The sequence below is a fragment of the Pseudomonas migulae genome (assembly GCF_024169315.1).
Taxonomy (GTDB): Bacteria; Pseudomonadota; Gammaproteobacteria; order Pseudomonadales; family Pseudomonadaceae; genus Aquipseudomonas; species Aquipseudomonas migulae_B.
Genome location: NZ_JALJWR010000001.1, coordinates 1,565,369 through 1,577,104, shown reverse-complemented (window position 1 = coordinate 1,577,104; position 11,736 = coordinate 1,565,369). Strand labels below are relative to the sequence as shown.

At 58.4% G+C, this 11,736-nt stretch carries 11 protein-coding genes; 3 read left to right on the top strand and 8 right to left on the bottom strand.

The genetic code is table 11. From position 1 onward, the window contains the following. Positions 1-120: 120 nt before the first annotated feature. The 4 genes from hflD to J2Y86_RS07205 form a co-directional block, all read right to left on the bottom strand. Complete coding sequence (gene hflD / locus J2Y86_RS07220; RefSeq protein ID WP_017339598.1) at positions 121-744, bottom strand: high frequency lysogenization protein HflD; 624 nt, start codon at positions 742-744, stop codon at positions 121-123. Continuing rightward, entirely contained in the window at positions 741-1,874 is a 1,134-nt protein-coding gene (gene mnmA / locus J2Y86_RS07215; protein WP_253429197.1) for a tRNA 2-thiouridine(34) synthase MnmA, read from the bottom strand. Before mnmA ends, hflD begins: the two co-directional genes overlap by 4 nt. Before the next feature lie 59 nt (positions 1,875-1,933). Beyond that, positions 1,934-2,380 carry an NUDIX hydrolase gene (locus tag J2Y86_RS07210; protein ID WP_253429194.1) on the bottom strand — a complete coding sequence of 149 codons (447 nt, stop codon included), beginning with the start codon at positions 2,378-2,380 and terminating at the stop codon, positions 1,934-1,936. A gap of 200 nt (positions 2,381-2,580) precedes the next feature. Next, entirely contained in the window at positions 2,581-4,806 is a 2,226-nt protein-coding gene (locus tag J2Y86_RS07205) for an NADP-dependent isocitrate dehydrogenase (RefSeq protein ID WP_253429193.1), read from the bottom strand. Positions 4,807-5,300: 494 nt separating this feature from the next. Between J2Y86_RS07205 and icd the strand changes: the two genes are divergently transcribed. Further along, on the top strand, positions 5,301-6,557 hold the full coding sequence (gene icd / locus J2Y86_RS07200; RefSeq protein ID WP_027925122.1) for an NADP-dependent isocitrate dehydrogenase: 1,257 nt from the start codon (positions 5,301-5,303) through the stop codon (positions 6,555-6,557). A gap of 62 nt (positions 6,558-6,619) precedes the next feature. Here the strand turns inward: icd and J2Y86_RS07195 are convergent, their stop codons facing one another. Continuing rightward, positions 6,620-6,901 carry a cold shock domain-containing protein gene (locus J2Y86_RS07195; RefSeq protein ID WP_253429191.1) on the bottom strand — a complete coding sequence of 94 codons (282 nt, stop codon included), beginning with the start codon at positions 6,899-6,901 and terminating at the stop codon, positions 6,620-6,622. Positions 6,902-7,126: 225 nt separating this feature from the next. Here J2Y86_RS07195 and clpS point away from each other — a divergent pair, with 225 nt between their 5' ends. Then, the gene (gene clpS / locus J2Y86_RS07190) at positions 7,127-7,489 is read left to right on the top strand and encodes an ATP-dependent Clp protease adapter ClpS (protein ID WP_015094394.1); all 363 of its coding nucleotides are present in this window, start codon (positions 7,127-7,129) and stop codon (positions 7,487-7,489) included. A gap of 30 nt (positions 7,490-7,519) precedes the next feature. Then, entirely contained in the window at positions 7,520-9,790 is a 2,271-nt protein-coding gene (gene clpA / locus J2Y86_RS07185) for an ATP-dependent Clp protease ATP-binding subunit ClpA (protein ID WP_007946437.1), read from the top strand. Positions 9,791-9,964: 174 nt separating this feature from the next. Here clpA and infA read toward each other — a convergent pair whose 3' ends face one another. The 3 genes from infA to aat form a co-directional block, all read right to left on the bottom strand. Further along, the gene (gene infA, locus J2Y86_RS07180) at positions 9,965-10,183 is read right to left on the bottom strand and encodes a translation initiation factor IF-1 (protein WP_002553999.1); all 219 of its coding nucleotides are present in this window, start codon (positions 10,181-10,183) and stop codon (positions 9,965-9,967) included. 100 nt (positions 10,184-10,283) lie between these two features. Next, the gene (locus J2Y86_RS07175; protein ID WP_253429189.1) at positions 10,284-10,991 is read right to left on the bottom strand and encodes an arginyltransferase; all 708 of its coding nucleotides are present in this window, start codon (positions 10,989-10,991) and stop codon (positions 10,284-10,286) included. Positions 10,992-11,048: 57 nt separating this feature from the next. After that, positions 11,049-11,729 (bottom strand): leucyl/phenylalanyl-tRNA--protein transferase, encoded by a 681-nt coding sequence (aat, locus tag J2Y86_RS07170; protein WP_253429187.1) that lies wholly within the window; start codon positions 11,727-11,729, stop codon positions 11,049-11,051. Positions 11,730-11,736 lie beyond the last annotated feature (7 nt).

Sequence of the window (11,736 nt, the reverse complement as noted above, 5' to 3'; positions counted from 1 at the left end):
TCTCGGACAGTCGGGCAACGAAATGGGGCGCGTATCATACATGAAAAAATCCGCCGGTCCGTCGCCAACTGACCAGCGTATTACGCGTTACTGACTACAAAACGGTGTTGCGGGCGCGCTTCAGCTGCTGCGCATCAGCGGGTAAAGCTCTTTGAGCAATTTGCGACGGCTGACCACCAACTGCCAGCGATGACCGCCCAGCTGCCGCCACAGTCGCGCCGAACGAATCCCCGCCAGCAACAGCGCGCGGATCTTCGAGGCGTTGCTCGGTTGCTGCAGATTGCGCATGTCACCGTGGACCTGAATCCGTTGGCGCAAGGTGCTCAGCGTGTCCTGATACAGCGCACCGCACGCCGCGATCACGTTTTCATGCGCCGGGCCGAAGTGCTCGACCTGCGACTGAATCTGCGGCAGGCGCTTGCCGATCACGTCCAGCATGTCGCCACGCTTGGCCAGTTGACGCTCCAGCCCGAGCATCGCCAGGGCGTAACGCAGCGGTTCGCGCTGCAGGGTGCTCGGGTCGCGTTCGAGGGCACCGATCAGTGCGCGATAACCTTCGCGCAAGTTGATGTCGTCACCGCCGTAGACCTCCAGGGTGTCCTTGGGGTCGCGAATCAGCAGGCTGCCGAGCATACAGGTCAGGCCGGCTTCGGTGGTCTGGCCGGTCTTGGCGATCTTGTCCACCAGCACGGCAGCGAGAAAAACACCGCCCAGCGCCGTTAGTTGCTCCTGAGTCGGGCTCATTGTTGCTGGCCTTTGCTGGTCCACGGTTCCGCCACTTCGATGACGCCGCCGCCAAGACAGATTTCACCGTCGTAGAACACCACGGACTGGCCTGGGGTGACCGCGCGTTGCGGGTCATCGAAGGTTGCGCGGTAGCCGGTGGCGGTTTTTTCCAGCGTGCAGGGTTGATCGCTCTGGCGATAACGAACCTTGGCGGTCAGCTTGCGTGGTTCGGTGAGGTCGATCGGGTTGACCCAATAGATGTCCGAAGCGAGCAGGGCGCGGGAGAACAGGTACGGGTGGTCATTGCCCTGGCCAACGATCAGCTCGTTGTTCACCAGATCCTTGATCAGGACGTACCACGGCTCGTCACTGGCGTCTTTCAATCCGCCGATGCCCAGGCCCTGACGCTGGCCGATGGTGTGGTACATCAAGCCGTGGTGGCGGCCGATGACTTCACCTTCGGTGGTCTTGATTTCGCCAGGCTGCGCGGGCAGGTATTGCTTGAGGAAATCGCTGAAGCGGCGTTCGCCGATAAAGCAGATCCCGGTGGAATCCTTTTTCTTCGCGGTCGCCAGGTCGTGTTTCTCGGCAATCGCCCGCACTTCGGGTTTTTCCAGTTCGCCGACCGGGAACAGGGTCTTGGCGATCTGTTCGCCGCCGACGGCGTGCAGGAAGTAGCTCTGGTCCTTGTTCGGGTCCAGGCCCTTGAGCAGTTCGGTACGGCCATCGATGTCGCGGCGGCGCACGTAGTGACCGGTGGCGATCAGGTCGGCGCCAAGCACCATGGCGTAGTCGAGGAACGCCTTGAACTTGATCTCGCGGTTACACAGGATGTCCGGGTTCGGCGTGCGACCGGCCTTGTATTCGGCCAGGAAGTGCTCGAACACGTTGTCCCAGTACTCGGCGGCGAAGTTGGCGGTGTGCAGCTTGATGCCAATCTTGTCGCACACGGCCTGGGCGTCCGCCAGGTCATCCATGGCGGTGCAGTATTCCGTTCCATCGTCTTCTTCCCAGTTCTTCATGAACAGGCCTTCCACCTCGTAACCCTGCTCGATCAGCAGGAGAGCGGAAACGGAAGAGTCCACGCCGCCGGACATGCCGACAATGACGCGCTTCTTTTGTGTGTCAGAAGGGGCTGGATCACGCATAGGGATTCAATGAGTGTCTTGAAAAAGGACGCGATTCTAGCAGGCCGAAGCCCGCAAGGCTAAAGAGAAGGGCGGATCAGTTCGAGACTGAAGTGTTTGCCGTCCAGATAATCATCAATACAGCGGATGATCAGCTCACTGCGCCAGTTTGCGCGCTGTGCCAGCAGTTCGTCACGCGTCAGCCATTTTGCGCCGACAATACCGTCGTCCAGTTGGTAGTCGGGGTGATGCTTGAGTGGTTTTGCGGTGAAGCAGACCCGCTGGTAGGTCACGCCGTTGCTGGGGGCGGTGTAGAGGTAAATGCCCACCACGCCGGTCGCCTCGACGTCCCAGCCGGTTTCTTCAAGGGTTTCGCGCACGGCGGCTTCGATCAGGGTTTCGTCCGGGTCGAGGTGGCCGGCGGGCTGGTTGAGCACCGTTCGTCCGTGCTTGGTTTCTTCAACCATCAGGAAGCGGCCGTTGTCTTCGACGATGGTGGCGACGGTGATGTGGGGTTTCCAGTCCATGAAGCTTCCTCAATTCTTGAAAAATGAAACACGGTCAAATGTGGGAGCGGGCTTGCTCGCGAAAGCGGTAGGCCAGTCAGTAGAGATGTTGAATGATAAACCGCATTCGCGAGCAAGCCCGCTCCCACATTTGATTTGTGTGATGGCTGAAAAACAGAAACCCCGGCACTAGGCCGGGGTTTCTTTGCATCCTTACAACCTTAAACCAGCGCAGCGATCGCGGCGTTGAAGGTGTTGCTCGGGCGCATCGCCTTGCTGATCAGCTCGGCATTGGCGTGGTAGTAACCGCCGATGTCCACTGGCTTGCCCTGAACGGCATTGAGCTCGGCAACGATGGTTGCTTCGTTCTCGGTCAGAGTCTTGGCCAGTTCACCGAACTGCGCTTGCAGTGCAGCGTCTTCAGTCTGGGCGGCCAGGGCCTGAGCCCAGTACAGCGCCAGGTAGAAGTGGCTGCCGCGGTTGTCGATGTTGCCGACTTTGCGCGATGGCGACTTGTTGTTGTCCAGGAACTGGCCGGTGGCCTGATCCAGGGTCTTGGCCAGAACCAGCGCCTTAGGGTTGTTGTAGGTCACACCCAGGTGCTCGAGGGAGGCGGCCAGGGCCAGGAACTCGCCCAGGGAATCCCAGCGCAGGAAGTTCTCTTCCAGCAGCTGCTGAACGTGCTTCGGTGCCGAACCGCCGGCGCCGGTTTCGAACAGGCCGCCGCCATTCATCAGCGGAACGATCGACAGCATCTTGGCGCTGGTGCCCAGTTCCATGATCGGGAACAGGTCGGTCAGGTAGTCGCGCAATACGTTGCCGGTCACCGAAATGGTGTCCTTGCCTTCGCGGGTGCGCTGCAGGGTGAACTTCATCGCGTCAACCGGCGCCATGATGCGGATGTCCAGGCCCGACGTGTCGTGATCCTTCAGGTAAGCCTGAACTTTCTCGATCACTACGCCGTCGTGGGCGCGCATTGGGTCCAGCCAGAAAATCGCCGGAGTGCTGCTTGCGCGAGCGCGGTTGACGGCCAGTTTGACCCAGTCCTGGATCGGCGCGTCTTTGGTCTGGCACATGCGGAAGGTGTCGCCGGCTTCAACCGACTGTTCCAGCAGCAGGGCGCCTTTGCTGTCCGTAACGCGGACAACACCGTTGCTCTTGATCTGGAAAGTCTTGTCGTGCGAGCCGTACTCTTCGGCTTTTTTCGCCATCAGGCCAACGTTTGGCACGCTGCCCATGGTGGTCGGATCGAAAGCGCCGTTGACCTTGCAGTCTTCGATGACCGCCTGGTAGATGGTGGCGTAGCAGCGATCCGGGATCACAGCCTTGGTGTCGTGCAGCTGGCCGTCAGTGCCCCACATTTTGCCGGAGTCACGGATCATCGCCGGCATCGAGGCGTCGACGATGACGTCGCTCGGCACGTGCAGGTTGGTGATGCCTTTGTCGGAGTTGACCATGGCCAACGACGGACGAACGGCGTAGACCGCCTGGATGTCCGCTTCGATCTGCGCTTGTTGCTCGGCAGGCAAGGCCTTGATGCGAGCGTACAGGTCGCCGATGCCGTTGTTCAGGTTGAAGCCGATCTGTGCCAGCACGTCTGCGTGCTTGGCCAGTGCGTCTTTATAGAACTCGGCAACGATCTGGCCGAACATGATCGGGTCGGAGACCTTCATCATGGTGGCTTTCAGGTGAACCGACAGCAGCACGCCCTTGGCTTTGGCGTCTTCGATCTCGGCAGCGATGAAGCTGCGCAGAGCGTTTTTGCTCATGACCGCGCAATCGAGGATCTCACCGGCTTGTACGGTGGTCTTTTCTTTCAGGACGGTGGTGGTGCCGTCTTGAGCGATCAGTTCGATTTTGACGGCGTCAGCGGCGTCGATCAGGGCAGCTTTTTCGCTGCCGTAGAAATCACCGGTGCTCATGTGCGCGACGTGGGACTTGGAGTCCGCAGCCCAGGCGCCCATTTTGTGCGGGTGCTTGCGTGCGTAGTTCTTGACCGACAGCGGTGCGCGACGATCGGAGTTGCCTTCGCGCAGAACCGGGTTCACGGCGCTGCCCTTGATCTTGTCGTAACGCGACTTGGCTTCTTTGTCGGCGTCGCTGGTCACGGTTTCCGGGTAGTCCGGCAGTGCGAAGCCCTGGGCTTGCAGCTCTTTGATCGCGGCCTGCAGTTGCGGAACCGAAGCACTGATGTTCGGCAACTTGATGATGTTGGCTTCAGGCGTAACGGCCAGGTCGCCCAGTTCGGCGAGGTGGTCGGCTACGGCTTTGTCACCCAATTGCTCGGGGAAGCTGGCCAGGATGCGCCCTGCAAGAGAGATATCGCGGGTTTCAACGGCGATATCAGCCGAAGCGGTGAACGCTTCTACGATAGGCAGCAGTGAATAGGTGGCGAGGGCGGGAGCTTCGTCGGTGAAGGTATAGATGATCTTCGAGCGGGTGGGCATATTCGGATTAACTCTCTCTTCTTTGCTAAAGCGTGCGCAGAAACTCGAGGGGCGCCGGGTAAGCGCGTTCGTTCAAAGTCATCCATGAGCCGAATGTCGAGGTTTGTGCGCGGTGATGTTGGGTGCATCAGTCGAGCGGCAAGCGGGTGGACTGCGATAACAATCCTGCTTTTTCAGGTCCAAAGTCTCGTGCTAGAGAGGTCGGCCGTCGTGACTCTGTGGTCAGCGGGCGGCATTATACATAGGTAGCTGGCAATCTGCCGATGGTTCATATGCAACGATTCTCGTCCATTGGTCTAAAGGTCGCAGGGGAGCGGGGGGCGTAGAGTCTTGCACCGTGCTTGAGTTTGGCGCTTTTCCCTTTGCTTTCAGGCTTGTACGTCGCGAACTGTGCAGCTTTGCGGCAGATGGATGGAACATAGGGTTTGCGTGCCGATTTAACTGGGGTACGCTCGAACGAAGCCAGATGTTCAATCCAAACAATGGAGTTCAGCATGGGATACAAGAAGATTCAGGTTCCAGCCGTCGGCGACAAAATCACCGTCAACGCGGACCATTCTCTCAATGTTCCTAACAACCCGATCATCCCCTTCATCGAAGGCGATGGTATTGGCGTTGATATCAGCCCGGTCATGATCAAGGTTGTCGATGCTGCTGTTAAGAAGGCTTACGGCGGCGAGCGCAAAATTTCCTGGATGGAAGTCTACGCCGGGGAAAAAGCGACTCAGGTTTACGATCAGGACACCTGGCTGCCTCAGGAAACCCTGGACGCAGTCAAGGATTACGTGGTTTCCATCAAGGGCCCGCTGACCACTCCGGTCGGTGGCGGCATCCGTTCCCTGAACGTGGCCCTGCGCCAGCAACTCGACCTGTACGTCTGCCTGCGCCCGGTGCGCTGGTTCGAAGGTGTGCCGAGCCCGGTCAAGAAACCAGGCGACGTCGACATGACGATCTTCCGCGAAAACTCGGAAGACATCTACGCCGGTATCGAATGGAAAGCCGGTTCGCCGGAAGCGACCAAAGTCATCAAGTTCCTCAAAGATGAAATGGGCGTGACCAAGATCCGTTTCGACGAAAACTGCGGTATCGGCATCAAGCCGGTTTCGCTGCAAGGCACCAAGCGTCTGGCGCGCAAGGCCCTGCAGTATGTGGTCGACAACGACCGCGACTCGCTGACCATCGTGCACAAAGGCAACATCATGAAGTTCACCGAAGGTGCCTTCAAGGAATGGGCCTACGAAGTGGCGGCTGAAGAGTTCGGCGCGACCCTGCTCGACGGCGGTCCGTGGATGCAGTTCAAGAACCCGAAAACCGGCAAGAACGTCATCGTCAAGGACGCCATCGCCGACGCCATGCTCCAGCAGATCCTGCTGCGCCCGGCCGAATACGATGTCATCGCGACCCTGAACCTGAACGGCGACTACCTCTCCGACGCCCTCGCGGCCGAAGTGGGCGGTATCGGTATCGCGCCGGGTGCCAACCTGTCCGACACTATTGCCATGTTCGAGGCCACCCACGGTACTGCGCCGAAATATGCCGGCAAGGACCAGGTCAACCCGGGTTCGCTGATCCTGTCTGCAGAGATGATGCTGCGTCACATGGGCTGGACCGAAGCGGCTGACCTGATCATCAAGGGCACCAACGGCGCGATTTCCGCCAAGACCGTGACCTATGACTTCGAACGTCTGATGGACGGCGCGAAGCTGGTGTCGTCTTCCGGGTTTGGCGATGCACTGATTTCGCATATGTAAGCGAGTCGGCACAAAAAAAACCGCCTTCGGGCGGTTTTTTTATGACTGGGTGACGGGTTTATTCAGTTCGACACGGTGTCCTGCCGGGTGACAGGCGAGGTGTGTTCGTTCGCAACGGCCGCAGACGTAATCTTCACGGCGTGCAGGCCTTTAGGGCCCTGAACGATTTCGAAGTTGACGGCTTGTCCGGCCTTGAGGGTCTTGTACCCGTCCATGTCAATGGCCGAATAGTGGGCAAAGAAATCGATATCCTTGCCATCCTCGTCACGACCTTCTCTGGCGTCGGTGTTAATGAAACCGAACCCTTTGGCATTGTTGAACCATTTCACCTTACCGACAGCCATGCTCATATCCCTCTGCAACAGACTCCATCACTGGAGTATCATCCAGTACATCCGCAGCCAGATCCTGTAAATAAGATTGACTCCGCGGACCTTTTTTACCCACTGTGGGCTCTATTGGTTGTAACACCGTTTTGCCGATAGTCAAGGTGACCAGGCAGTCGGAGTTGAAATCGTTGATAGCCGTCCCCACTACTGTATTCGCACAACTGACGAACCTTTCTTTCCATGCATGCAATCAGCCAGATTCGACTAACATTCAATCAGGATCGCCCTGATTTACACGACGACGATTCCGCAGGCATTGCTGTTCAGGAGGCCAAGCCTGCTTTACAGGCGCCGCCGATGTACAAGGTGGTTTTGTTTAACGATGACTACACACCGATGGATTTCGTCGTCGAAGTGCTCGAGGTGTTTTTTAACCTGAATCGCGAGCTGGCGACCAAGGTCATGCTGGCCGTCCACACAGAAGGGCGGGCAGTATGTGGAGTGTTTACCCGCGACATTGCCGAGACCAAGGCCATGCAGGTCAACCAGTACGCCAGGGAAAGCCAGCATCCGCTACTCTGTGAAATCGAGAAGGACGGTTAATCGCCGACCACTTGGGTATGAGGTGAAGCTATGTTAAACCGCGAGCTCGAAGTCACCCTCAATCTTGCCTTCAAGGAAGCCCGTTCGAAGCGTCATGAGTTCATGACCGTCGAGCACCTCCTGCTGGCCCTATTGGATAATGAGGCTGCCGCCACCGTTTTGCGTGCCTGCGGCGCAAACCTCGACAAACTCAAGCATGATCTGCAGGAGTTCATCGACTCCACCACGCCGTTGATCCCCGTCCATGACGAGGATCGCGAGACCCAGCCAACCCTGGGCTTCCAACGTGTCCTGCAGCGTGCTGTTTTCCACGTACAGAGCTCGGGCAAACGCGAAGTGACTGGCGCCAACGTGCTGGTCGCGATCTTCAGTGAGCAAGAAAGTCAGGCAGTGTTCCTGCTGAAACAGCAGAGCGTTGCGCGCATCGATGTCGTCAACTACATCGCTCACGGCATTTCCAAAGTGCCGGGGCATGGCGATCACTCTGAAGGTGAGCAAGATATGCAGGACGACGAGGGCGGTGAGTCTTCTTCTTCAGGCAATCCTCTGGATGCTTATGCCAGCAACCTCAACGAACTCGCGCGCCAGGGTCGAATCGATCCGTTGGTAGGCCGTGAGCTGGAAGTCGAGCGTGTCGCGCAGATCCTCGCGCGTCGTCGTAAAAACAATCCGCTGCTGGTGGGCGAGGCGGGCGTGGGTAAAACCGCGATTGCCGAAGGCCTGGCCAAACGTATTGTCGACAACCAGGTGCCGGACCTGCTGGCCAACAGCGTGGTGTATTCCCTCGACCTGGGCGCCTTGCTGGCCGGGACCAAATACCGTGGCGATTTCGAGAAACGCTTCAAGGCGTTGCTCAATGAGCTGAAAAAACGTCCGCAGGCGATTCTGTTCATCGACGAGATCCACACCATCATTGGTGCGGGTGCCGCGTCCGGTGGCGTCATGGATGCCTCGAACCTGCTCAAGCCGCTGCTGTCGTCCGGTGATATCCGTTGCATCGGTTCGACAACCTTCCAGGAATTCCGCGGGATCTTCGAGAAAGACCGTGCCTTGGCACGACGTTTCCAGAAGGTCGATGTGTCGGAACCTTCGGTGGAAGACACCATCGGTATCCTGCGCGGCCTGAAAGGGCGTTTCGAAGCGCACCACAATATCGAATACAGCGATGAAGCGTTGCGTGCGGCGGCTGAGCTGGCCTCGCGCTACATCAACGACCGGCACATGCCGGACAAAGCCATCGATGTGATCGACGAGGCGGGCGCCTACCAGCGTCTGCAGCCGATCGAGAAACGCGTGAAGCGCATCGAAGTGCCTCAAGTCGAGGACATCGTCGCGAAAATCGCGCGGATTCCGCCAAAACACGTCACCAGCTCCGACAAGGAGCTGCTGCGTAATCTTGAGCGTGACCTGAAGCTGACGGTATTTGGCCAGGATGCTGCGATCGACTCGCTGTCGACTGCGATCAAACTGTCCCGTGCCGGCCTCAAGTCGCCTGACAAGCCTGTCGGTTCGTTCCTGTTCGCAGGCCCGACCGGTGTCGGTAAAACCGAAGCGGCGCGTCAGCTGGCCAAGGCGTTGGGGATCGAACTGGTTCGTTTCGACATGTCCGAGTACATGGAGCGCCACACCGTATCGCGTCTGATCGGTGCGCCTCCTGGCTATGTCGGGTTCGATCAGGGTGGTCTGCTGACCGAAGCCATCACCAAGCAGCCTCACTGCGTGCTGTTGCTCGATGAGATCGAGAAGGCGCATCCGGAAGTCTTCAACCTGCTGCTGCAGGTCATGGACCACGGTACGCTGACCGATAACAACGGGCGCAAGGCGGATTTCCGTAACGTGATCGTCATCATGACGACCAACGCCGGTGCCGAAACCGCAGCGCGTGCTTCGATCGGTTTCACCCATCAGGACCACTCGTCCGATGCGATGGAAGTGATCAAGAAGAGCTTTACGCCAGAGTTCCGCAACCGTCTGGACACCATTATCCAGTTTGGTCGCCTCAGCCATGAGGTCATCAAAAGCGTGGTGGACAAGTTCCTTACCGAGCTTCAGGCGCAGCTGGAAGACAAGCGCGTGCAGCTGGAAGTGACCGATGCTGCGCGTAGCTGGCTGGCAGCGGGTGGTTACGATTCGGCGATGGGCGCTCGACCAATGGCGCGTTTGATCCAGGACAAGATCAAGCGTCCGCTGGCGGAAGAGATTCTCTTTGGCGAACTGGCTGACCATGGTGGTGTGGTGCATATCGATCTGAAGGACGGCGAGCTGACCTTCGAGTTCGAAACCACGGCAGAGATGGCCTGACGTTAAATCGCAACAAAGCAAAAGGCGCCGAAAGGCGCCTTTTTGCTGTGTAGCATTCGACACATAACCCTGTGGGAGCGGGCAAGCCCGCTCCCACAGAGAGCGATGCGCGGCAAGCAAATCCCGGACAAACAAAAACGCCCGGCATAAGCCGGGCGTCTTGTATTGACTTGATTAACGAGCGCGGTAAGTGATGCGCCCTTTGCTCAAGTCATAGGGCGTCAGCTCGACGCGCACTTTGTCACCGGTAAGAATACGAATGTAGTTCTTGCGCATCTTGCCGGAGATATGCGCGGTTACGACGTGCCCATTTTCCAACTCCACGCGAAACATGGTGTTGGGCAGGGTGTCGACGACAGTGCCTTCCATTTCGAAGCTGTCTTCTTTCGACATGCAGTAAAGCCCTCGGTGTCCAATGAATGGCCCGGTGCAACTGCGCCAGGCAAAAGCGGCGTGCATTGTGCCCGAAAAATGGGGTTTAAGCCAAGGGGTTCTAGTTCAGGATGACCCAGCGCTGATTAATCAGCAGTTCGATAGGGCGATATTGGGTCTTGTAGCTCATCTTTTTGCAGTTTTTGATCCAGTAGCCCAGGTAAACCGCTTCCAGCCGCAGTCGTTGGGCCTCGGCGATTTGCCAGAGAATCGCATAGCGCCCCAGGCTGCGTCGTTCTTCAGCGGGTTCGTAGAAGGTGTACACCGCCGACAGACCGTTCGGCAGCAAGTCGGTGACGGCCACCGCCAGTAGTTGGCCGTCCAGGCGAAATTCGTAGAAGCGGGAAAACGGCAGGTCGCGCACCAGGAACGTCGAGAACTGGTCACGGCTCGGCGGGTACATGTCGCCATCGGCATGCCGCTGTTCGATGTAGCGCTGATACAGGTCGAAGTATTCTTCGCTGAACTTGGGTTTGGCGGGGCGTACCTGCAAGTCGGCGTTGCGCTTGAAAATGCGTTTCTGCTGACGGTTGGGCGTAAATTGCGCCACGGGAATGCGCGCCGGCACACACGCATTGCAATTCTGGCAATGAGGCCGGTAAAGATGATCGCCGCTGCGGCGGAAACCCATTTCAGACAGGTCTGCATAGACATGCACATCCATGGGCTGACTAGGGTCGAGGAACAAGGTCGTGGCCTGCTCCTCGGGCAGATAGCTGCAAGAGTGGGGCTGAGTGGCATAAAACTTCAAACGCGCCAACTCGGTCATGATCAACCCTCGGGGATAAGCTTTGAATTAAGTGTAAGCCACACGGGCAAAAGTCGCTCAGCAAACCCAGCTGGCGCGGTTGGGTTGATCCAGATGCTGCGCCAGGTAGCGGGCAAACTCGCGACGGGGAATGGCGCGGGCCCCCAGGCTGTGCAGATGGTCGGTGGGCATCTGGCAGTCGATCAGTACGAACCCTGAGTCTTTCAGATGTTTGACCAGGGTGGCAAAGCCAAATTTGGAGGCATTGTCGGCGCGGCTGAACATGGATTCGCCGAAAAACAGCTGGCCCATCGCCAATCCATACAGCCCGCCCACCAGTTCGCCCTGGTCCCAGACCTCAACCGAATGCGCGTAGCCACGCTGGTGCAGGGCGAGGTAGGCGTTCTGCATGGCTTCGGTGATCCAGGTGCCGTCGGCGTAGTCCCGCGGCGCGGCGCACGCGCGGATGACCGCCGAAAAATCCTGATCGAAGGTCACTTGATAGCGTTGCTGGCGCAGCAATTTGTTCAGGCTACGCGAGACATGCAGTTCGTCGGGAAACAGGACGGTGCGCGGATCCGGCGACCACCAGAGGATCGGCTGGCCTTCCGAGAACCAGGGAAAGCAGCCGTGGCGATAAGCCTGAATCAGACGATCGGCAGACAGATCACCCCCCGCAGCCAGCAATCCGTTGGGATCGCGCATGGCTTTTTCCAGCGGCGGGAACGTCAGGGTGTTGCGTTGTAACCAAGTCAGCATGGCATCC